15 protein-coding genes and 1 tRNA gene are annotated in these 22,648 nt (G+C 69.7%); 6 read left to right on the plus strand and 10 right to left on the minus strand.

Annotation, left to right across the window (positions count from 1 at the left end):
• Positions 1 to 63 precede the first annotated feature (63 nt).
• The 3 genes from pepN to ACFYYF_RS24630 all read left to right on the plus strand — a co-directional run bounded on the left by pepN (position 64) and on the right by ACFYYF_RS24630 (position 5,790).
• Positions 64 to 2,556: an aminopeptidase N gene (gene pepN, locus ACFYYF_RS24620; RefSeq protein ID WP_388779141.1), complete on the plus strand. Its 2,493-nt coding sequence runs from the start codon at positions 64 to 66 to the stop codon at positions 2,554 to 2,556.
• A gap of 274 nt (positions 2,557 to 2,830) precedes the next feature.
• The gene (locus tag ACFYYF_RS24625; protein WP_388779144.1) at positions 2,831 to 4,354 is read left to right on the plus strand and encodes a pyridoxal phosphate-dependent decarboxylase family protein; all 1,524 of its coding nucleotides are present in this window, start codon (positions 2,831 to 2,833) and stop codon (positions 4,352 to 4,354) included.
• Positions 4,351 to 5,790, plus strand: coding sequence for a SidA/IucD/PvdA family monooxygenase (locus ACFYYF_RS24630; RefSeq protein ID WP_361692236.1), 1,440 nt, complete (start codon positions 4,351 to 4,353; stop codon positions 5,788 to 5,790). The genes ACFYYF_RS24625 and ACFYYF_RS24630 overlap by 4 nt, the downstream gene beginning before the upstream one ends.
• Before the next feature lie 151 nt (positions 5,791 to 5,941).
• Here ACFYYF_RS24630 and ACFYYF_RS24635 read toward each other — a convergent pair whose 3' ends face one another.
• The gene (locus ACFYYF_RS24635; protein WP_388779148.1) at positions 5,942 to 7,747 is read right to left on the minus strand and encodes a bifunctional metallophosphatase/5'-nucleotidase; all 1,806 of its coding nucleotides are present in this window, start codon (positions 7,745 to 7,747) and stop codon (positions 5,942 to 5,944) included.
• Positions 7,748 to 7,885: 138 nt separating this feature from the next.
• Between ACFYYF_RS24635 and ACFYYF_RS24640 the strand changes: the two genes are divergently transcribed.
• The gene (locus ACFYYF_RS24640) at positions 7,886 to 8,620 is read left to right on the plus strand and encodes an SIMPL domain-containing protein (RefSeq protein WP_388779151.1); all 735 of its coding nucleotides are present in this window, start codon (positions 7,886 to 7,888) and stop codon (positions 8,618 to 8,620) included.
• Positions 8,621 to 8,871: 251 nt separating this feature from the next.
• Entirely contained in the window at positions 8,872 to 10,308 is a 1,437-nt protein-coding gene (gene pyk, locus ACFYYF_RS24645; protein WP_361692245.1) for a pyruvate kinase, read from the plus strand.
• Positions 10,309 to 10,364: 56 nt separating this feature from the next.
• Here the strand turns inward: pyk and ACFYYF_RS24650 are convergent, their stop codons facing one another.
• The gene (locus ACFYYF_RS24650; RefSeq protein WP_388779154.1) at positions 10,365 to 11,153 is read right to left on the minus strand and encodes a helix-turn-helix domain-containing protein; all 789 of its coding nucleotides are present in this window, start codon (positions 11,151 to 11,153) and stop codon (positions 10,365 to 10,367) included.
• An 87-nt stretch (positions 11,154 to 11,240) separates the two neighbouring features.
• A tRNA-Leu gene (locus ACFYYF_RS24655) sits at positions 11,241 to 11,323 on the minus strand.
• Positions 11,324 to 11,424: 101 nt separating this feature from the next.
• Here ACFYYF_RS24655 and ACFYYF_RS24660 point away from each other — a divergent pair.
• Positions 11,425 to 12,081 carry an ANTAR domain-containing response regulator gene (locus ACFYYF_RS24660; RefSeq protein WP_037624717.1) on the plus strand — a complete coding sequence of 219 codons (657 nt, stop codon included), beginning with the start codon at positions 11,425 to 11,427 and terminating at the stop codon, positions 12,079 to 12,081.
• 106 nt (positions 12,082 to 12,187) lie between these two features.
• On the opposite strand, the gene ACFYYF_RS24665 is transcribed toward ACFYYF_RS24660, so the two are convergent.
• The 7 genes from ACFYYF_RS24665 to ACFYYF_RS24695 all read right to left on the minus strand — a co-directional run bounded on the left by ACFYYF_RS24665 (position 12,188) and on the right by ACFYYF_RS24695 (position 22,633).
• Positions 12,188 to 12,904: an ABC transporter ATP-binding protein gene (locus ACFYYF_RS24665; protein ID WP_361692251.1), complete on the minus strand. Its 717-nt coding sequence runs from the start codon at positions 12,902 to 12,904 to the stop codon at positions 12,188 to 12,190.
• The gene (locus ACFYYF_RS24670) at positions 12,901 to 13,947 is read right to left on the minus strand and encodes an ABC transporter ATP-binding protein (protein WP_388779159.1); all 1,047 of its coding nucleotides are present in this window, start codon (positions 13,945 to 13,947) and stop codon (positions 12,901 to 12,903) included. Before ACFYYF_RS24670 ends, ACFYYF_RS24665 begins: the two co-directional genes overlap by 4 nt.
• 5 nt (positions 13,948 to 13,952) lie before the next feature.
• Complete coding sequence (locus ACFYYF_RS24675) at positions 13,953 to 15,734, minus strand: branched-chain amino acid ABC transporter permease (RefSeq protein ID WP_388779220.1); 1,782 nt, start codon at positions 15,732 to 15,734, stop codon at positions 13,953 to 13,955.
• Positions 15,735 to 15,739: 5 nt separating this feature from the next.
• Complete coding sequence (locus ACFYYF_RS24680) at positions 15,740 to 16,672, minus strand: branched-chain amino acid ABC transporter permease (RefSeq protein ID WP_361692257.1); 933 nt, start codon at positions 16,670 to 16,672, stop codon at positions 15,740 to 15,742.
• A gap of 196 nt (positions 16,673 to 16,868) precedes the next feature.
• Positions 16,869 to 18,074 (minus strand): branched-chain amino acid ABC transporter substrate-binding protein, encoded by a 1,206-nt coding sequence (locus ACFYYF_RS24685; RefSeq protein ID WP_365491050.1) that lies wholly within the window; start codon positions 18,072 to 18,074, stop codon positions 16,869 to 16,871.
• Positions 18,075 to 19,830: 1,756 nt separating this feature from the next.
• Positions 19,831 to 20,292, minus strand: coding sequence for a PaaI family thioesterase (locus ACFYYF_RS24690; protein ID WP_382796202.1), 462 nt, complete (start codon positions 20,290 to 20,292; stop codon positions 19,831 to 19,833).
• A gap of 61 nt (positions 20,293 to 20,353) precedes the next feature.
• Positions 20,354 to 22,633 carry an FdhF/YdeP family oxidoreductase gene (locus ACFYYF_RS24695; RefSeq protein WP_388779163.1) on the minus strand — a complete coding sequence of 760 codons (2,280 nt, stop codon included), beginning with the start codon at positions 22,631 to 22,633 and terminating at the stop codon, positions 20,354 to 20,356.
• Positions 22,634 to 22,648 lie beyond the last annotated feature (15 nt).

The following is a 22,648-nucleotide window of genomic DNA, read 5'->3' on the forward strand; positions in this document are numbered from 1 at the left end:
TGGCAAACGGTACATACCGCACCACCCCTGTGTCCCGCCCGCGCCATCGGGCAGCATGGCCTCATGTCCGTACTGACGCGCGACGAAGCGCAGACCCGTGCCAAGCTCCTCGACGTCCACCACTACGGGATCGAACTCGACCTGAGGGGAGGGGACGAGACCTTCGACTCCCTCACCGTCATCCGGTTCACCTCCCGTGCCGACGCGGACACCTTCGTCGAGCTGAAGCCCGCCGAACTGCGCTCCGTCACCCTGGACGGCCGCCCCCTCGACCCCGAGACCCTGGACGAGAACCGGCTGCCCCTCAAGGGACTCACCGCCGGCGAGCACGAACTGCGCGTCGACGCCTCCATGCGCTACTCCCGCACCGGGGAGGGCATGCACCGCTTCACCGACCCCACCGACGGCGAGACCTACCTCTACACCCAGCTCTTCATGGAAGACGTCCAGCGCGTCTTCGCCGCCTTCGACCAGCCCGACCTCAAGTCCGTCTTCGAACTCTCCATCACCGCCCCCGAAGCCTGGACCGTCCTCGCCAACGGCGTCACCGAACACCTCGGAGACGGCCGCTGGAAGGCCGCCCCCACCCCGCTGATCTCCACCTACCTCGTCGCCGTCGCCGCGGGCCCCTGGCACTCGGTGCGCACCGAACACGGCGGCCTGCCCTTCGGCCTCCACTGCCGCCGCTCGCTGGCCCCCTACCTCGACGCCGACGCCGACGAGATCCTCGACGTCACCCGCGCCTGCTTCGACCGCTACCACGAGAAGTTCGACGAGCCCTACCCCTTCGACTCCTACGACCAGGCGTTCGTCCCCGAGTTCAACGCCGGCGCCATGGAGAACCCCGGACTCGTCACCTTCCGCGACGAGTTCATCTACCGCTCCGCCGTCACCGACACCGAGCGGCAGACCCGCGCCATGGTCATCGCCCACGAGATGGCCCACATGTGGTTCGGCGACCTCGTCACCCTGCGCTGGTGGGACGACATCTGGCTCAACGAGTCCTTCGCCGAGTACATGGGCTACCAGACCCTCACCGAAGCCACCCGCTTCACCGACACCTGGGTCGACTTCGGCGTCGCCCGCAAGTCCTGGGGCTACGACGCCGACCAGCGCCCCTCCACCCACCCCGTCGCCCCCGACCCGGCCGCCGTCCCCGACACCGCGTCCGCCATGCTCAACTTCGACGGCATCTCCTACGCCAAGGGCGCCTCCGCACTGCGCCAGCTCGTCGCCTGGCTCGGCGAGAAGGACTTCCTCGCGGGCATCAACACCCACTTCGCCCGCCACAAGTTCGCCAACGCCACCCTCGCCGACTTCATCGACAACCTCGCCTCCGCCACCGAACGCGACGTCCACGCCTGGGCCGACGCCTGGCTGCGCACCACCGGCGTCGACACCCTCAGGCCCGCGATCACCGAAGCCGACGGCCAGTGGCACCTCACCGTCGACCGCGACGGCAGCCGCCCCCACCGCATCGCCGTCGGCGCCTACGACACCGTCCCCGGCGAGGACGACCGGCTCACCCTGCGCGAGCGCTTCGAACTCGACGTCCCGCAGGGCGACTCCGCCGCCCCGAGGCCCGGCCGCCGCCCCGACCTGCTCCTCCTCAACGACGGCGACCTCACCTACGCCAAGGTCCGCTTCGACACCAAGTCCTTCCAGACCGTACGAGCCGCCCTCGCGGGCCTCCCCGACCCCCTCACCCGGGCCGTCGTCTGGAACGCCCTGCGCGACGCCGTACGCGACGGCGAACTGCCCGCCATGGACTACATCGAGACCGCCCGCACCCACCTGCCGCGCGAGACCGACCTCGCCGTCGTCCAGGGCGTCCTGACCTTTGCCACCGTCTACGTCGCCGACCGGTTCCTGAGTCCCGAAGAGCGGCCCACCGCCCTCGCCACCCTCACCGACCTGTGCCGCGACCTCATCCGCCGCACCGAGGACGGCTCACACCCCGGCCTGCGCCTGACCGCCGTACGCCACCTCATCGACGTGGCCGTCCACCCCGACACGATCAGCGCGTGGTTCTCCGAGGGCACCGTCCCCGGCGGCCCCGAACTCGACCCCGAGCTGCGCTGGCGCATCCTCGGCCGGCTCAGCGTCCTCGGCGCCGTCGACGACGCGGTGATCGACGCCGAACTCGTCCAGGACCCCAGCGCCACCGGCCAGGAGGGCGCCGCCCGCTGCCGCGCCTCGCTGCCCGACCCCGAGGCCAAACGCGCCGCCTGGGAGGCGATGTTCGCCACCGACGACCTCTCCAACTACCTGTTCACCGCCACCGCCCAGGGCTTCTGGCAGCCCGAACAGGCCGACCTCGTCCGCGAGTACGTCGAGCGGTACTGGCCCGACGCGGTCGCCGTCGCCGAACGCCGCGGCCCCGCCATGGCCGAAGCCACCGGCCGCTGGGCCTTCCCCGCCGTCGCCGTCGCCCCGGAGACCCTCGCCCTCGGCGAGAGCTGCCTGCGCGACGCCGACCCCATCCCGGCCCTGCGCCGCAAGCTCGCCGACCAGCTCGACGACCTCGCCCGCGCGTTGCGGGTGAGGCAGGCCTAACCGCCCACCGGACGCACCGGAGACGGGACGTCCGACACAGCGGACAACAGACGCCCGAGCCCGGATGCGAACCCGGACACCGGACGTGAACCAGGACGCCGGACCGCCGCCCCCGGGCAAGCGGTCCGGCGTCCGGCGTGTCCGGCCCCGCTCACACAAATCCTCCGTACGGCAGTACCCCCGCCGGGGCCGAATCGTTCTCCTTGGCGGGCGCACCTGCCCAAAACACGTACACGCCGGGAAGGACCCGCCGCACGTCCATCGGAGGACACCCATGAGCACGCCGCCCCTCGCCTCAGGCCCCGAAGGCCCCGACGCACTGCGGCCGTTGCTCGACACCGTCCTGCACGCCCTCGCCGAAGGCACCGCCGCCCGCGGAGGACCCCTCCCCGCCGGAGGACCCGAACACGTCGCCCAGCGGCTGCGCACAGCCCTCGGCGACCCCCTGCCGCAGCACGGCGCCACCGACGCCCTGTACACCCTCGTCCGCGCCCTCGCGGAAGGCGCCGCCGACCCCGCCGACCCCCTGTGCGCGGCCCACCTGCACTGCCCGCCCCTCGCCGTCGCCACCGCCGCCGACCTCGCCGCCTCCGCCCTCAACCCGTCCCTCGACTCCTGGGACCAGGCACCGGCCGCCTCCGAACTCGAAGCGGCCCTCACCCAGGCCCTGGCCACCCTGGTCTACGGCGACCCGGACGCCGGGGGTGCGTCGGACGCCGGCGGTGCTTCGGACCCCTCCAGCGCGCGGGCGGCACGGGGCACGGAGGGGGAGAGCACGGAAGCGCACGCGATGCGGGCGGAGGGCACGCGGGCGGAGGGCGCGGGGGCGGACGGCGCGGGGGCGCGGCGCGTCAAGGGCGACGCCCTCGTCACCACCGGTGGCACCGAATCCAACCAACTCGCCCTCCTCCTCGCCCGCGAGATGCACCAGGGCATCCAGCTCGTCTGCGGAGCAGGCGCCCACCACTCCCTCCAGCGCGCCGCCTGGCTCCTCGGCCTCCCCGAACCCGTCGTCCTCCCCGCACCCGCCGGCACCCTCGACCCCGCCGCCCTCGACAACGCCCTCACCACACTGCGCGGCCCCCTCCTCGTCGCCGCCACCGCCGGCACCACCGACGCCGGACTCATCGACCCGCTGCCCGAGATCGCCGACCTCTGCGCCACCCACGGCGCCCGCCTCCACATCGACGCCGCCTACGGCGGAGGCCTCCTCTTCAGCGACCGGCACCGCACCCGACTCGACGGACTCGCCCGCGCCGACACCGTCACCCTCGACCTGCACAAACTCGGCTGGCAGCCCGTCGCCGCCGGACTCCTCGCCGTACGCGACCCCACCGACCTCACCCCCCTCGCCCACCGCGCCGACTACCTCAACGCCGACGACGACACCGAAGCCGGCCACCCCGACCTCCTCGGACGCTCGCTGCGCACCACCCGCCGTCCCGACATCCTCAAGATCGCCGTCACCCTCAAGACCCTCGGACGCCACGGCATCGGAACCCTCGTCGACCAGGTCTGCGCCCACGCCCACGAACTCGCCGACCTCATCACCGCCCACCCCGGCTTCGAGCTCTACGACCGCCCCGTCATCAGCACCGTCCTCTTCCGGCCCCAAGGCGCCACCGACGACACCGTCGCCGCCGTACGCCGCACCCTCCTCGACCAAGGCCGCGCCGTCCTCGGCCGCGCCACCCTCGACGGCCGCCGCTGGCTCAAAGCCACCCTCCTCAACCCCCACACCCGGCCCGGCGACCTGGCCACGCTCCTGAAACTGGTGGAAGGACACACACCCCGATGAGACCGACACCCCAGCCCCAGCCCCCCACCGCCGACACACCCCGCGACCTGGTCGGCATCGGCATCGGCCCCTTCAACCTCTCCCTCGCCGCCCTCGCCCACCCCCTCACCGAACTCGACACCGTCTTCTACGAGCAACGCCCCGGCTTCGACTGGCACCCCGGCCTCCTCATCGACGGCGCCACCCTTCAAGTCCCCTTCCTCGCCGACCTGGTCACCCTCGCCCACCCCACCAGCCCCTGGTCCTTCCTCAACTACCTCAAGGACCGCGACCGCCTCTTCCCCTTCTACTTCGCCGAGCGCTTCCACATCCAGCGCGCCGAATACGACGCCTACTGCCGCTGGGTCGCCGACAACCTCCCCGGACTCCGCTTCGCCCACCAGGTCGACGCCGTCCGCTGGAACCCCGAACGAGACCTCTTCGAAGTCGACTTCACCCGCCTCGACGCCCACGGCCAGGCCCAGGCCCTCGGCCGCACCCACACCCGCAACATCGTCCTCGGCGTCGGCACCGCCCCCCACATCCCCGAACCCCTCAAACCACTCGTCGAAGCCCCCGACGCACCCGTCATCCACGCCGCCGACTACCTCAAGCACCGCGACCGGTTCCTCACCGCCGACCACATCACCGTCATCGGCGCCGGCCAGTCGGGAGCCGAGGTCTTCCTCGACCTCCTGCGCAACCGCCCCACCGGAAAAGAAAAGATCCACTGGCTCGCCCGCACCGAGGCCTTCGCCCCCATGGAGTACTCCAAACTCGGCCTCGAACACTTCACCCCCGACTACACCCGCTACTTCCACGCCCTCACCGAACCCGTCCGCGACCGCCTCCTCGCCGCCCAGTGGCAGCTCCACAAAGGCATCGACGCCGACACCATCGCCGCCATCCACGACGAGCTCTACCGCCGCACCCTCCACGGCGGCTGGCCCGACGCCGTCCTCACCCCCGCCGTCACCGTCCGCACCGCCGGACGCATCGCCACCACCAAGATCGAACTCCACCTCGAACACGTCCAGCAGGGCACCCGGACGCGCCTCACCACCAACGCCGTCGTCCTCGCCACCGGCTACCGCGAACGCCCCATCGCCCCCCTCCTCGCCGGACTCGACCCCTACCTCCGCCGCGACAACGCCGAACGCCCCGACATCGACGACCAGTTCCGCCTCGTCCTCGACCCCACCGTCACCGGCCGCGTCTACGTCCAGAACGCCGAACTCCACACCCACGGCGTCGGCACCCCCGACCTCGGCCTCGCCGCCTGGCGCAGCGCCACCATCCTCAACTCCCTCACCGGCAAGGACCCCTACCCCCTCCCCGGCCGGACCGCCTTCACCACCTTCGGCCTCGAACACACCCCCCGCGTCCCCGCCGCCCGCCAGGAAACCCGGCCCCTCACCCGGCTCGTCCCCCTCATCCCCCTCGTCGAAGGACGATGAGGCCCACCCCCACATCCCCTCATCGGACGAGCCCCGCCGATCGGTTCACGCCCCGGCCGTGAATCCCCGACCGCCTCGTACACCCGCCCAAACACGAACGGCGCCGACGCGAGAAACCGCGCCGACGCCGCCGACCTGAACCAAGAACGCCCTAGAACACGGGCACACCCTCACGCGTCAGCTTCCAGTCCACCGACGCGAAGTCCTTCGGGTCCAGCACACCCTTCGCCGTGACCCACTCCGCGATCCGCGTCCGGATCTCCGTCGACTCCGACCACACCTCGGTCGCTGTGGCGACGTGCGGGAACGCGCCACCACCATTGGCCCGGTAGTTGTTCACCGCGAACACGAACTGCTGAGCGTCGTCCAACGGCGCACCGTTGTACGTCAGGTTCTTGATCCGCGAACCCTCCGCCTGCGCTATGTCGATGTCGTACTGAAGACCCGACACATAGTCGTAGTTGTAGTCCGGGCGGCCGTTCGCGTTCGTCAGCTTCTCCGTGTCGACCACCGCGCCCGCAGCCGTCTGCACGAAATAGTTCGCCGAGTACTCCAGGTACGCACGGACCTGCGCACCCGTCAGCACCTTCGCTACCAGCGTGTTGTCGTACACGTACAGGCTGGACAGATCCCGGATCGTCACATTGCCGGCCGGGATCTCGGAGGTCCGCGAGAACGGCGACGCCTGCGCGATCACCGGCAGCGACGCGTACTGCGTCCCCACCAGGGCGGCCCGCACCACGTCCTCCTGGACCTTCGTGATCAGATCGATGATCGGAGCGTCCTTGTACCGCGCCTCCACCGTCGTCAGCGTGTCCGTCGCCGTACCCACCACCTGGTTGACGTACGCCACCACGAGATCGTGCTCGTCCTTCAGCAGCCGCGTGATCTTCGGGTCGTCCGCCACCGAGTTCGCGTTGCGCACCGAGGACGCCACCGACTCGACCCGCCAACGGCCCTTCTCGAAGACCAGCCCGAAGTCGAACACCGACAGCCGCTCCGCGAACGCCAGCGGCTCCGACAGCACCACCGTCTTCCCCGTCGCCGTGTTCGTGACCTTCAGCTCCGGGATCTCCACATGCGCGTGACCCACCAGGATCGCGTCGATCCCCGGCACCTGCTGAGCCACCAGCGCCGCCGAGTTCTCCACGTACGGCACCTGATCACCGTACGACGACGTGCCCGACGTACCGGAATGCGCCGACACGACCACCACGTCCGCACCCATCGACCGCAGCTTCGGCACCCACTTCGCCGCCTGCTCCTCAAGACCCGGGAACGTCAACTTCCCCTGCACATAAGCCTTGTCCCAGATCGCGATACCGGGATTGGTCAGCCCCAGCACCGCCACCTTCACCGGCGGGGCACCGTGAACGCGGAACTCCTTCATGAAGTACGGCGGGAACGCCGGCTTCAGCGTCTTCGCGTCCAGCGCGTTCGCACCCAGCAACGGGAAACGGCACTGCGACTCGAACTTCCGCAGCGTCTCGATCCCGTAGTTGAACTCGTGGTTCCCGAGCGCCACCGCGTCATACCCGATCGCGTTCATCGCCTGCGCCATCGGATGCACCGGACCACCCTTGGCGGTGATCGGATCCACCTTCGCGTAGTAGTACGTCAACGGCGTGCCCTGGATCGTGTCACCCGCGTCCAGCAGCAGCGTGTTGCAACGCCCCTTCTCCGCACGGATCTCGTTCACCAGCGTCGAGATCCGCGCCAGACCCTGGGCGTTGCCAGCCTTGTCCGAGTACTCCGCGTCCTTGAAGTAGTCCCAGTTGAAGACGTGACCGTGCAGGTCGGTCGTCCCCATCACCGTCAGCTCGTACCGCTTCACCGGCCGGCCCCCCTTCGCGCCCTCCGCGGCCTGCGCCGCAGGAGCCGCGCCCACACCCGCGAGCGCCACCCCCGCACCGGTCACGGCGGACTCCTTCAGAAACTTCCGGCGATTCAACGGCATGGTTCGAACTCCTCGGGAAAAGGGCAACGACGCGCGTAGATTCTGGCCCAACACCCGCCCCCGCAAAAGACCCTGGAGGTTTCCATCTGATGGCCGGACGGCACCACCGACCCCCCACCCAGTGACAGAGTGGGACGTATGACCCCCGACACCGGCCCCGCCGACCGGCACACCCCGGCCACCACCCCCGCCGTCCCCTACGGCACCCCCGACACCCCCCGCATCGCCGTCCGCGGCGAAGCCCACCTCGAAGTAGCCCCCGAACTCGCCCGCATCACCATCACCGTCACCGCCCGCGGCAAGGACCGCCGCCAGACCCTCACCGACCTCACCCAGCGCAACGCCCGCGCCCTCGACCTCGTCAAAGCCCATGGCGACGCCGTCGAACACCTCGAGACCAGCGCCCTCACCATCACCCCCGAACTCGGCCGCCACGGCCGCGGAGAGCGCACGCGTACCCACCACGGACTCGTCCACATCACCGCCGTACTGGGCGACTTCAGCGCACTCGGCGAACTCGTCACCGCCCTCGCCGACCTCGACCTCACCCGTGTGGACGGCCCCTGGTGGAGTCTGCGCCCCACCTCACCCGCCCACCGCGCGGCACGCCGGCAGGCAGTCCGCGAGGCCGTCCAGCGCGCCCGCGAATACGCCGAAGCCCTCGACACCACCGTCACCGCCCTCGTCGAACTCGCCGACACCGGGACCGAGGACACCCACCCCCGCGTCCCCCAGAGCACCCGCGCGCTCAGCCGGTCCGCCTACGGCGCCCCCACCGAGGACGAACCCGCACCCATCGACCTCGAACCCCAGCGCCAGCACGTCCACGCCCAGGTCACCGCCCGCTTCACCATGGCGCCACCACGGCTCTAGCCGCACCTGAAAGCATCACGGAAAGTCACCGCGAGACTCTTCCGCGCACCCACCCCGCAGCCCGGCGCACACTGGACGGGCACAGGTCGAAGAACGCGCCGGCCGCACGAAGAGCAACGCTCGACCATGCTCCGCTCATCGGAGCGGTGCGGCGCACAATTCAACAGTTGTCAATAACCCTTCACGCAAAGGTTGTTGAGTAGTCATGCGCGACCAATTCTCTACCGACCGGTAAGGCCTAGGCTCGAATCATGCGCCGAGCGAAAATCGTCTGCACACTGGGCCCCGCCACCGACTCGTACGACCAGATCAAAGCCCTGGTCGAAGCCGGAATGGACGTAGCCCGCTTCAACCTCAGCCACGGCACCCACGCCGATCACGAAGAGCGCTACCGACACGTCCGGAAAGCCTCCGACGAAACGGGCCGCAGCGTCGGAATCCTCGGCGACCTTCAAGGCCCGAAGATCCGCCTCGGCCGCTTCACCGAAGGACCCGTACTCCTTGAACGCGGAGACACCTTCACCATCACCGTCGAAGAAGGCGCCCAAGGAGACCAGGAATCCTGCGGAACCACCTACGACGGACTGGCCACCGACGTCACTCCCGGTGAACGCATCCTCGTCGACGACGGAAAGGTCTGCCTCGAAGTCACCGGCGTCGACGGCCCCCGCGTCCACACCACCGTCATCGAAGGCGGCATGGTCTCCGACCACAAGGGCCTCAACCTCCCCGGCGTCGCCGTCTCCGTCCCCGCCCTCTCCGACAAGGACGAGGACGACCTCCGCTGGGCCCTGCGCACCGGCTTCGACGTCATCGCCCTGTCCTTCGTCCGCAGCGGCAAGGACATCCAGGACGTCCACCGCATCATGGACGAGGAAGGCCGCCGCCTCCCCGTCATCGCCAAGGTCGAAAAGCCCCAGGCCGTCGACAACATCGACGACATCGTCGCCGCATTCGACGGCATCATGGTCGCCCGCGGCGACCTCGGCGTGGAAATGCCGCTCGAACAGGTCCCCATCGTCCAGAAGCGGGCCATCAAACTCGCCAAGCGCAATGCCAAGCCGGTCATCGTCGCCACTCAGATGCTCGACTCGATGATCGACAACTCCCGCCCCACCCGCGCCGAGGCCTCCGACGTCGCCAACGCCGTCATCGACGGCACCGACGCCGTGATGCTCTCCGGCGAGACCAGCGTCGGCAAATACCCCATCGAGACGGTCAGGACGATGGCGAAGATCGTCGAAGCCGCCGAGGAGGACATCCTCGCCAAGGGGCTGCCCCCGCTGACCGAACGCAACAAACCCCGCACCCAGGGGGGTGCCGTCGCCCGGGCCGCCGCCGAGATGGGCGACTTCCTCGGCGCCAAGTTCCTCGTCGCCTTCACCCAGTCCGGCGACACCGTCCGCCGCCTCTCCCGCTACCGCTCGCCCATTCCCCTCCTCGCCTTCACCCCCACCCCCTCGACCCGCTCCCAGCTCAACCTCACCTGGGGCGTCGAGACCTTCCTCGGCCCCCACGTCGACTCCACCGACGCCATGGTCGACCAGGTCGACGAACTCCTCCTGAAGTACGGCCGCTGCGCCAAGGGCGACATCGTCGTGATCACCGCCGGCTCCCCGCCCGGAGTCTCCGGCTCCACGAACCTGGTCCGCGTCCACCACATCGGCGAGGACGACAGCCCCAAGTAGCCACACGCGTCCGACGGGCCCCTGCCGGGCCGACGGAGGGTCACTCCCGCCGCCGGTCAGTACTTGGGGCCCACATGGGCGTCCATGAGGGCTACGGAGGCTTTGCGGGCAACGGAGATGTTGTACGGGTTCCCGTGCCGGGTGCAGTGCGTCCACTCGACACCGAGCCGGTCCAGGGTGTCGGTGTAGAGCTGCCTGATGTCGTCCGAGACGTTGGTGAAGAAGTACCGCGGGTACTCATAACGCTTGGGCTCCCCGCCGACGACACGGGTGGTCCAGTTCGTGATGCGACACCCGTCGGAATGGATGAGCCCCCGGACGAACTCCCAGGGGTGGGCGTCGACGATCTCCTGCTGCCAGGCAGCGAGCACGATCGGCCGCTCGTGCTTCTTGCCAGGGCCGTGCTGGGGGAACAGGCAGGGCAGATGCTTTGAGTAGACCTTGACATTGCGGCAGCCGGATTTGCGCACGCGGCAGACGGAGTTGTCAGGGAAGACGGTCCGCATGGCCTGCTCGCAGAGATCCATGAGACCCGGCCACGATCCACAACAGGTGATCATGAGGTTGGGTACGCGATGCTCGGAGTAGTGACTGATGTGGCCGTCGCCCAGGTATAGCCCCAGCAGGTAGCTGTAGGCGCCAGGGTCCAGCTCGCGACCGTGGCAGCGAGGGCACTTCGGATCGTGCTTTCCGGGACACTCACCTCGCTCGGCGCGATCCAGGTGCTTCCAGTAGCCAATTGTGCCCAGCGGAACCCCGACCCTCCGCGCCACGTCTGCGTTCTTGGCACCGTCACGGAGCAGGGTGATCGCAAGCTGTCGTACTTCTGTGCCATGCCCGTTCATGTGACCACTCTGAGTCAGTGATCGCTACCATGTGCAGCAAAAAGCGGAGGTCCACGCGAACGTGAACCTCCGCTTTGAGGTGAGTTGTGCCGGGTGCGGGATTCGAACCCGCAAGCCCTCTCAGGCAGAGGTGTTTGAGACCTCCGTGTATACCGTTCCACCAACCCGGCGAGACCGGCTCTGCGGAAGCATACCGGGTCATCGCAGCCCGCCGCCGCTAGGTAGTCTTCTTAAGCAGCACTACCTGCCCGGCCCGTAATGAGGAGCCCCCGTGACCGCCCCCGAGTCGCCCCAGCCCGTAGACGCGCCCGACGACGACAAGTCGCACGTGCCTCCGCTGACGACCCGTGTCGTCATCGCCGAGGACGAGGCGCTGATCCGTCTCGACCTCAAGGAGATGCTGGAGGAGGAGGGCTACACCGTCGTAGGCGAGGCCGGCGACGGTGAGCAGGCCGTCGAGCTGGCCCGGGAGCACAAGCCCGACCTGGTGATCCTGGACGTGAAGATGCCGAAGCTGGACGGCATCTCGGCGGCGGAGAAGATCGCCGAGGAGTCGATCGCCCCGGTGCTGATGCTGACCGCGTTCTCGCAGCGCGACCTCGTCGAGCGGGCCCGCGACGCCGGCGCGATGGCGTACCTGGTGAAGCCGTTCAGCAAGAGCGACGTGGTGCCGGCGATCGAGATGGCGGTGTCCCGGTTCGCGGAGCTGAAGGCGCTGGAGGGTGAGATCGCGGATCTCACGCAGCGTCTGGAGACCCGGAAGCTGGTGGACCGCGCGAAGTCGGTTCTCCAGACGGAGTACGGCCTGACGGAGCCGGCGGCGTTCCGGTGGATCCAGAAGACGTCGATGGACCGCCGGATGTCGATGCAGCAGGTGGCCGAGGCGGTCATCGAGGACGCCGCGGAGAAGAAGGCGGCGAAGGGCTAGTCCCGAGCCCCGCAGCAGAACTCGGTCCGCGGCGAAGCGGCGGACGGAAGAGGCCCGCACCCCTGACGGAGGTGCGGGCCTTTTCGTGCGACCGGGGTCGCGGGGGTCAGTCCTCGCCGAGGTAGGCCTTGCGGACGGACTCGTCGTGCAGGAGGTCCTGGCCGGTGCCGGAGAGGACGATGCTGCCGACCTCCATGACGTGCGCCTGGTCGGCCAGCGAGAGCGCCGCCTGGGCGTTCTGCTCGACGAGCAGGATGGTGGTGCCGGACGCCTTGAGTTCGGCGATGGTGGCGAGGATCTTCTGCATCATGATCGGCGAGAGACCCATGGAGGGCTCGTCGAGCATGAGCAGCTTGGGCTGGGACATGAGGGCGCGTCCCATGGCGAGCATCTGCTGCTCGCCGCCCGAGAGGGTTCCCGCGGCCTGCTTACGGCGTTCTCCCAGGATGGGGAAGAGGTCGTAGGCGCGCTGGATGTCCTTCTCGATGCCCGCCTTGTCGCTGCGGAGGAAGGCTCCGAGCTGGAGGTTCTCCGCGATGGTGAGGCGGGGGAAGATGTGGCGTCCCTCGGGGGAGTGCGCGAGTCCGAGGGCGACGATCTTGTGGGCGGGGATGTTGGCCAGGGGCTGGCCGTCGAAGAGGATGCGGCCTCCGCTGGGCTTGAGGAGCCCGGAGAGGGTGCGCAGCGTCGTCGTCTTGCCGGCGCCGTTGGTGCCGATGAGGGTGACGATCTGGCCGGCCTCGACGGTGAAGGAGATGCCCTTGACGGCTTCGATCTTGCCGTAGGCGACCTTGAGGTCTTCGACCTCGAGCAGTGCGGTCACTGGGCGGTTCCTTCCTTGGTGGTGCTGCCCTGCGCGTCGGAGTCGTCGGACGCGGTGGCGTCCGCGGGCTCCTCGGAGGCCTCGGGGGCTTCGTCGGTGTCCGTGGTGTCCTCGGTCGCCGTGCTGTCCTCGGCTGCCGGGGTCTCCTCGGCTTCCTCGGCGGCGGGGGCTTCCGTCGTGTCGTCGGCCGGGGCGGCCGCCGCGGTGGTTCCGGCGGCTTCGGCGGCCTCGACCTCGGCGAGTTCGTCGGCGCCGGGGGCGCCCTCGAAGGGGGTGCCGAGGTAGGCGGCGATGACGCGCTCGTCGCCCTGGACGACCTCGGAGGTGCCTTCGACGAGCTTCTCGCCCTGGACGAGGCAGGCCACGCGGTCGGACAGGTTGAAGATGAAGCGCATGTCGTGCTCGATGACGAGGACGGCGATGCCGCGGTCGCGGATGGCGAAGACGAGTTCTTCGGTCGCGCGGGTTTCCTGGGGGTTCATGCCGGCGGTGGGCTCGTCCAGGAGGAGGAGGCCCGGCTCGCTCGCCATGGCGCGCGCGATCTCCAGCTTGCGCTGTTCGCCGTAGGGGAGGTTGCGGGAGAGGTGGTCGGCCTTGTGGTCGAGGCCGATGAACTCCAGCAGTTCCATGGCGCGTTCGCGGGACTCGGCTTCTGCCTTGCGGAAGCCGGGGCCGCGCAGGAGGGCCGACCAGAGGCCTTCCTTGGTGCGGGTGTGGCGTCCGACGAGCACGTTCTCCAGGACGGTCATGTTGGCGAAGAGCCGGATGTTCTGGAAGGTGCGGGCGATGCCGGCGCTGGTGACGAGGTGCGGCTTGGGCGGCAGCACCGTGCCCTTGTAGGCGACCTTGCCCTCGGTGGGGACGTAGAGGCCGGTGAGGCAGTTGAAGAAGGTGGTCTTGCCCGCGCCGTTGGGGCCGATGAGACCGACGATCTCTCCGGCGTTGACGGTGAGGTCGACGTTCCGCACGGCGGTGAGGCCGCCGAAGCGCATGGTGACGCCGGTGGCTTCGAGGACCGGGCTGGGGGCTGTGGTGGTGGTCATGTTGGTTACGCCCCTGCCTTGGTGACGCCGACGGTGGAGTCGGGCAGGCCTTGTTCGGGGATGTGGACGGCCTTGTCGCTGTCGTCGCTCACGTGGAACTCGAGCTGGCGGCGGCGGTTGGCGATGATGCCTTCGGGGCGGAAGCGCATCAGGATGACGAGCGCGATGCCGAAGGCGAGGAGCTCGTACTCCTTGAGGAAGCTGAGCTTCTCGGGGAGGAGGTAGAGCAGGGTGGCGCCGAGGATGGGTCCGTTGACGGTTCCCATGCCGCCGAGAACGACCGCCGCGAGGAGGAAGGCGGAGTTCGGGGGCACGGAGCCGGCGAACTGGTACGGGGCCGGGTTGACGCTGTAGCCGACGTGGGCGCTGACCGTGCCGGCGAGGCCGGCGAGGGAGGCGCCGAGGGCGAAGGCGATGAGCTTGACGCGGAAGCCGTTGATGCCCATGGCGGTGGCGGCGGTCTCGTCCTCGCGGATGGCGATCCAGGAGCGGCCGATGCGGGAGTCCGCGGCGCGGTTGAAGACGACGACCACGACCGCGGTGATGAGGAGCATCAGCAGGAAGTAGTTCGCGAACCGGCCGAGGGCGAAGCCGAGGATGTTGTGCTCGGCGCCGAAGTTGAACCCGAAGATGTCGAGGTCCGGGATCATCGAGATGCCGTTGGGGCCGTTGGTGAGGTTGGGGCCGGAGGTCCCGTCCATGTTGTTGACGGCGATGCGGAAGATCTCTCCGAAGCCCAGGGTCACGATGGCGAGGTAGTCGCCGCGCAGTCGCAGGGTCGGGGCGCCGATGAGGACGCCGAAGACGAGCGACGCGGCCATGCCGGTGAGCATGGCGGCCCAGAAGGGGAACTGGACGCCGGAGAAGCGGGAGAACTCGGAGCCGGAGACGAGGGCCGCGGCGTAGGCGCCGACGCCGAGGAAGGCGACGTATCCGAGGTCGAGGAGTCCGGTGAGGCCGACGACGATGTTGAGGCCGAGGGCGACGGTGGCGACGACGAGGATGTTGACGCCGAGGTTGGAGTTGTGCTCGTTGTTCGCGAGGAACGGGAAGATCGCCGCGGCCAGGAAGGCCATGCTGGTGGCGAATCCCTTGTGGCGGGCGTTCAGCTGCGCGAAGCGGTCGAAGAGTCCGGCGGTGAGCAGGGCCCAGGCGCCGAAGACGACGAGGAACAGGTAGCCCAGGAACGTTTCGCTCGCGTCGGGGTCGACGCCGATGCCGTAGTTGAAGACGATCAGCGCGACGGCGGTGGCGGCGGTGACGATGAGGCGCTCGATCCAGCCTGCCAGCTTGGCGGCCGGCGGGATGAGGTCGGGCTTGGTGATGTAGTCCTTGAACGTGTCCCCGGGCTTGGGGAGTGCCAGGGTGCCGAGGAGGGCGACGAGGGAGCCGACGGCGGCGAGGTAGGCGCCGGGGTCGAGCGCGACGAGGCCCTTGAGGTCGACGGCGATGGCGATCGCGCTGAACCAGCTCACGGCGAACGCGGAGGCGGCGGCGAGGACGACGGGCTGGGTGGCGCCCGCCGGGTTGAGCCAGCCGAGGCCGCGGACGTTCCAGAGGGTCAGGGCGAAGAGAAGCGTGAGGGCGCCGGCGACGATGTCGAGGACCTGGAGTCCGGCCGGGGAACCGTAGTAGGTGAGGTCCCCGGGGAAGTCGGACGTGTAGGTCCAGGACATGAACGTGCTGGCGATGGTGGCGATGGCGCCGATCGCGACGAGGACGCGGGCCGCGCTCTCGGGGAGTGCGATCAGGCCGCGCTCGGGGGTGGTCGTCTCGGTGGTTGCCATGGTGCTCACGCCCTGTCCGCGACGCGTTCGCCGACGAGGCCCTGTGGCCTGAACAGCAGTACGAGGATGAGGAGTACGAAGGCCCAGACGGAGGACCAGCCGCCGCCGCCGAGCTGCTGCATGCCGGGGATGCCGTCGATGTAGCTGGTGGCCAGGGTCTCGGCGAGGCCGAGGACGAGGCCGCCGATCATGGCGCCGTAGATGTTGCCGATGCCGCCGAGGACGGCCGCGGTGAAGGCCTTGAGGCCCATCTGGAAGCCCATGTCGTACTTGACGGTGCCGTAGCGCAGGCCGTAGGCCACGGCCGCGACGGCGGCGAAGAAGCCGCCGATGGCGAAGGCGATGACGATGATGCGGTTGGTGTCGATGCCCATGAGCTGCGCGGTGTCAGGGTCCTGCGCGGTGGCCTGCATGGCGCGGCCGGTGCGGGAGAGGCTGACGAAGAGGGCGAGGGCCGCCATGCACAGGGGGGCGGCGACGATGACGAAGACCGAGCCGCTCTGGATGCTGACGGAGCCGATGTGCAGCGGACCGAAGGGAAGCTGGGGGAACTTCAGGTCGGTCTTGGCGTCGGGGTAGGTGTTGAAGACGATCTGCTGGAGGGCCAGGGACAGACCGATGGCGGTGATGAGGGGTGCGAGGCGTGGTGCTCCGCGCAGTGGCCGGTAGGCGAAGCGTTCGGCCCCGACGGCGATGAGGACGGAGACGATTCCGCCGCCTATCAGCATCGCTGGGAGGGCTATCCACATGGATGTGCCGTTTGGCAGAACGTAGAGGTAGACCGAGAGTGCGCCGAAGCCGCCGGTCATGAAGATCTCGCCGTGGGCGAAGTTGATGAGCTGGACGATGCCGTACACCATCGTGTAGCCGATGGCGATCAGCCCGTACATCGAGCCGAGGAACAGCCCGTTGGCCAGCTGCTGCGGCAGGGTGTTCACCGCGTGGCCTCCATGTGGTGGGGAGAGTTGAGCAGGGCGTATGAAGCGGGCCGCGCGGTGACGTGTGGTCGTGGCCGCGCGGCCCTGAGGTTGTGCGGAGGGCCTGTCCGGTGGATCGGACCGGGCGTGCGGTGCCGCTCGGGGCGCCGCCGCCTGGTTGTGGACCGATCCACCGGAGTGTCCCGGGTGTTGCTGATCAGCCGTTGAACGTGCCGCTCTTGACGGCCTTCCACTTGCCGTCGACGACCTGGTACACGGTCAGCTGCTTGTTCGTGGTGTCGCCGTACTCGTCGAACGAGACCGGGCCGGCGATGCCGTCGAACTTGGTCTTCTGAACCTCGGCGACGATCTTGGCGCGGGCGCCGTCCGGGATCTTGCCGTCCTTCACGACAGCGCCGATGGCCTTGATGATGGCCGTGGCGGCGTCGTAGGAGTAGCCACCGTAGGTGCCGTAGTCGCCCTTGAGGCCGGACGCCTTGTACTTCTTGATGAAGTCGGCGGCGGAGGCCAGGGAGTCGACGGGCTGGCCGACCGAGGTGACGAGGTCGCCCTCGGAGGTCTTGCCGGCGGTCTGGATGTAGGTGTCGGAGAACATGCCGTCACCGCCGAACAGCGGGACCTTGACGCCGCCGTCCTTGAGCTGCTTGGTGAGCTTCTCGGACTCGTCGTACTGGCCGCCGTAGTAGACGAGGTCGGCCTTGGAGTTCTTGATCTTGGTGACGAGGGCGGAGAAGTCCGTGTCGCCGGTGTTGACGTGGTCCTCGCCCGCGAGCTTGCCGCCGGACTTGGTGAAGCCGGCCTTGAAGAGCTTGGCCAGGCCGGCGCCGTAGGTCTGCTTGTCGTCGACCACGTACACCTTGCGCTTCTTCAGCGTGTTGTAGGCGTAGTCGGCCGCGAAGCCGCCCTGGAGGGCGTCGGTGGTGGCGGTGCGGAAGTAGGTCTTGAACGGGCGGGACTTGGAGGTCTGCCAGTTCTTGCCCTGCGTGAGCTCGGGCGCGGTGTTCGACGGCGAGATCTCGACGAGGTTCGCGGTGTCGAAGACCTGCTGCATCTGGGTGGCGACGCCGGAGTTCAGCGGGCCGACCACGCCGAGGACCTTGTCGTCCTGGACGAGCTGGGTGGCGTTGGCCTGGCCGGAGGCCGGGATGGCCTTGTCGTCGAGCGCCTTGACCTTGAAGGTCACGCCGGGAACGGTGTTGTTCTTGTTGGCGTCGTCCACGGCGATCTGGACGCCGCCCTGGATGCCGAGGCCGGTGGCCGAGTTCTGGCCGGTCAGCGGCGCGTCCACGCCGATGATGATCTCGGTCTTCTTGTCGCTCTTGCCGTCGCCGCTGTCGTCGCGCGAGCCGCAGGCGGTCAGCGTGAGTGCTCCTGTCGTGAGCACGGCGGTGAGTATGACCATGGAACGCTGTCGCACGTTGATTCCTCTCCCTGGCGCGGCACCCCAGGGTGGGGGCCGTGTTTCTCGCCGGGCCGTACTGGATGAAGCAGGGCCGTGCAGTGACGCGCCCGGCGGCGCGGTGACTGGCCGTGACTATAGGCGCAGGTCGGGGGGGTGGGGAGGAGCGTGGGGAAGGCTGTGACGCTCTTGTTATCCGGGGGGTGTCTCGCGGGGGGTGGGGCGGACGATCGGAGCATTTCGGCGCGTTGGCTGAAGGCGGTTGTGTGTTCGCATGGTGAGAACGCGCTGTTCCGGGTTGATGGCGGATACCGGAAGCTGTGCGCCCGGTCGCGGTTCGAGGGGCCGTCGGGGGCGTGGTGCGGCGCGGCTCGCGGTGTGGGGATTGCTTTATTGCGGCAGAGGTAACCGTGTGTTACTGCCGCGTGAGGCGGTCGTCGGTGTCCTGGCCGGGCGAAGTGGGTGCCGGTGGGGGCGTGTTGGGGCGGCGGGGGGCGCGCGCGGCGGCCTTCGCGCCGGGCGGCCGGGTGCCGCCGAAGTGAGGCTTTGCTGTTGCTGTGCGTCGTCGTCGCGGACGGGCGGGCGGGGGCGGGAAGCCTGTACGGCGGGCTGCCGGCCGGGGCGGTTGTATACGGCTCGGCGCAAGGTGATGAGGCGGGCGTTTCCGGTCTTCACTGTCAGTGGCAGCGGAGCTGGGTCGTTCGCACCCAACTCGGGTGTCGCTGAGCCTACTTGGCGGGCGGCGCAGACCGTGCGGGACCGGGTGCCGACCGCGAAGCGGAAGGAAGTGCGGTTGCCGTCGCGGCACTTGTCACCGGGGTGCGGTCTCCTCGGCGGCCACGGGCGGCGCGGGGGCGGGCGGTCGAGGGCGCCGATTGCGATCGCGACGGGAATCCGGACCCGGAGGGTCACCGCCGGGGCGCCGGCGGAGCGGCCCAACGGGACTCGGAGGTGAGGGGGTTGGACTTCGCCGGACCGCTCCGGAGGTCGACGGCAGGGCCGTGGAGTTACCGCCTCGCGGGGCGCCCGGCGAAATCCGTGCGCCTCGCGGGAGGCGGGAGCGCGCTGGAGAATCCCTGGGCCCTGACGAGGAGAATCCCTGGGCCCTGACGAGGAGAATCCCTGGGCCCTGAAGAGGGGGCCGAAGCGCCCCGGGGCTTCGGGACCCGCCGGCGGAGTCGCGCAACCCGGCGGCATCGGAGCGTCCCGCCGGATTCGGGGCCCCGCCGGATCCGGACGCCCGCGGAATGCGGGCGCGGGGCTTCGCCCGGGACCCGGGTCCAGGGCTTCGCGGTGCCGCAGCGCCCGGGACCCGTCGTGCCCGAGTGACCCGGGCGGCCCCGAGGGTCCACGCACGCCGGATGATCCGCGTGCCCCGGCGGGCCCGGGCGTTCCGCGGGAGTCGCGCACCCCGGTGGCCGCGGGGTACCCCGCGCAATCCGAGCGTCCGGGCGCGGCGCCCGGTTTCCCGGCGAGCCCCGGTGGGCTGGGGCACCCGGTGGATGCGCGGGCCGGAGACGCCGAGTGCCCTGGCGGGCCCGGGCGCCCCGCAGGATCCGAGTCGGCCACGCCGCGGGCCCGGGCGCCCCGCAGGATCCGCGCCGCCCTGGAGTGCAGGATCAGCCGCGCCCCTCGCAGGCTCCGCGTGTCCTCGTTCCTCCGACGGCCCGGTGGACGGTCGGAAGATTTGCGCGCCCCGGGGAGCCCTGGGACGCCGGGACGGGCCGTGTGGGCCCCGGGGCATCCCGGGGCGCCGGGGTCAGCCCTGGGGAGCGTCCTTGAGGATGCAGGTCAGGCGGGCGCTGCAGACGCGCTTGCCGTCCTCGCCGGTGATGGCGATCTCGTACGTCGCCGAGGTGCGGCCGCGGTGGACGGGCGTGGCCACACCGGTGACGAGGCCGGAGCGGACACCGCGGTGGTGGGTGCAGTTCAGGTCGACGCCGACGGCGATCTTGGTGATGCCGCCGTGGAGCATGGCGCCGACGGAGCCGATGGTCTCGGCGAGGACGGCGGAGGCTCCTCCGTGGAGGAGGCCGTAGGGCTGGGTGTTGCCCTCGACGGGCATGGTGCCCACGACGCGTTCCGCGGAGGCCTCGGTGATCTGGACGCCCATGCGGTTGCCGAGGTGGCCCGCGGAGAAGAGGGCGGGCAGGTCGACGCCGAGCGCGGCGTACTCGTCGATGACCCCTTGCGGGAACTTCGGGGTGTGCTGTTCGCCCATGGGGCCCTGCTCCGTTCGTCGTGGACCACGTCGTCGTGGATGTCCCTCGCTGAGCGAACGCTCAGTCGGCTGTCGATTGTTCCAGACGGACGACCACGGACTTGCTGGCAGGGGTGTTGCTGGTGTCGGCGGTCGAGTCCAGGGGGACCAGGACGTTCGTCTCGGGGTAGTAGGCGGCGGCGCAGCCCCGGGCGGTGGGGTAGTGCACGACGCGGAAGCCGGGCGCGCGGCGTTCCACGCCGTCCTTCCATTCGCCGACGAGGTCGACGTACGAGCCGTCCGCGATCTTCAGTTCGCGGGCGTCGTCGGGGTTGACGAGGACGACCCGGCGGCCGTTCTTTATGCCCCTGTATCGGTCGTCGAGTCCGTAGATGGTGGTGTTGTACTGGTCGTGGGAGCGCAGCGTCTGCAGCAGCAGGCGCCCCGCGGGGAGTTCGGGGTGTTCGACGGGCGCGGCGGTGAAGTTGGCCTTGCCGGTGGCCGTCGGGAAGCGGCGTTCGTCGCGGGGGGCGTGGGGGAGGGCGAAGCCGGCGGGGTCGGCCACGCGCGCGTTGAAGTCCTGGAAGCCGGGGATCACGCGGGCTATGCGGTCGCGGACGGCCGCGTAGTCCTTCTCGAACTCTTCCCAGGGGGTGCCGCTGGTCTCGCCGAGGACCCTGCGGGCGAGGCGGGCGACGATGGCGGGCTCGGAGAGCAGGTGAGGGCTCGCGGGCTCCAGGCGGCCGCGTGAGGCGTGCACCATGCCCATGGAGTCCTCGACGGTCACGAACTGTTCGCCGCTGCCCTGGAGGTCGCGCTCGGTGCGTCCGAGGGTGGGCAGGATGAGGGCGCGTGCGCCGGTGACCACGTGCGAGCGGTTGAGCTTGGTGGAGACGTGGACGGTGAGCCGGGCGCGCCGCATGGCGGCCTCGGTGACGTCGGTGTCGGGGGAGGCGGAGACGAAGTTGCCGCCCATGGCGAAGAAGACCTTCGCCTCGCCGTCGCGCAGCGCGCGGATGGCCCGTACGACGTCGTAGCCGTGTGCGCGGGGCGGCTTGAAGCCGAACTCCTTCTCCAGGGCGTCGAGGAAGGCGGGGGCGGGGCGTTCGAAGATGCCCATCGTGCGGTCGCCCTGGACGTTGGAGTGTCCGCGGACGGGGCAGACGCCGGCGCCGGGGCGGCCGATGTTGCCGCGCAGCAGCAGGAAGTTGACGACTTCGCGGATGGTGGGGACGGAGTGCTTGTGCTGGGTGAGGCCCATGGCCCAGCACACGATGGTGCGCTTCGAGGCGAGGACCATCCGCAGGGCCTCGTCGATGCTGTCGCGGGTGAGGCCGGTCGCGGTGAGGGTCTCGTCCCAGTCGGCGGCGCGGGCGGCCTCGGCGAAGTCCTCGAAGCCGTGGGTGTGTTCGGCGACGAACGTCTCGTCGACGGCTCCCTCGGTGTCGAGGATCAGCTTGTTGAGCAGGCGGAAGAGCGCCTGGTCGCCGCCGATGCGGATCTGGAGGAAGAGGTCGGTGAGCGCGGCGCCCTTGACCATGCCCTGGGGTGTCTGCGGGTTCTTGAAGCGTTCCATGCCCGCTTCGGGCAGCGGGTTGACGGTAATGATCTTCGCGCCGTTGGCCTTGGCCTTCTCCAGGGCGGAGAGCATGCGCGGGTGGTTCGTGCCGGGGTTCTGTCCGGCGACGATGATCAGATCCGCGCGGTAGAGGTCGTCGAGCAGGACGCTGCCCTTGCCGATGCCGATGGTCTCGTTGAGCGCGGAGCCGGACGACTCGTGGCACATGTTCGAGCAGTCGGGCAGGTTGTTCGTGCCGAGTTCGCGGGCGAAGAGCTGGTAGAGGAAGGCGGCCTCGTTGCTGGTGCGGCCCGAGGTGTAGAAGAGGGCCTCGTCCGGGGAGCCGAGCGCGGCGAGTTCCTCGGCGACGATGTCGAAGGCGCGTTCCCAGGCTATGGGCTCGTAGTGGTCGGCGCCCTCGGGCAGGTACATCGGGTGGGTGAGGCGGCCCTGCTGGCCGAGCCAGTAGCCGCTGCGGCCGGCGAGGTCGGAGACGGGGTGCGCGGCGAAGAAGTCGGGGGTGACCCGGCGCAGGGTGGCTTCCTCGGCGACGGCCTTGGCGCCGTTCTCGCAGAACTCCGCGGCGTGCCGGTGCTCGGGCTCGGGCCAGGCGCAGCCCGGGCAGTCGAAGCCGTCCTTCTGGTTGACGCGCAGGAGGGTGAGCGCGGTGCGGCGGACGCCCATCTGCTGCTGGGCGATGCGCAGGGTGTGTCCGATGGCGGGGAGTCCGGCCGCCGCGTGCTTCGGTCCGGCTACCTGCGGCGCGTCCTGGACCGGATCGCTTTTCGGCGGCTTGCTGGCCATCGCTGAACCCCTTCG

It is taken from the genome of Streptomyces sp. NPDC001914 (assembly GCF_042891215.1).
Lineage (GTDB): Bacteria > Actinomycetota > Actinomycetes > Streptomycetales > Streptomycetaceae > Streptomyces.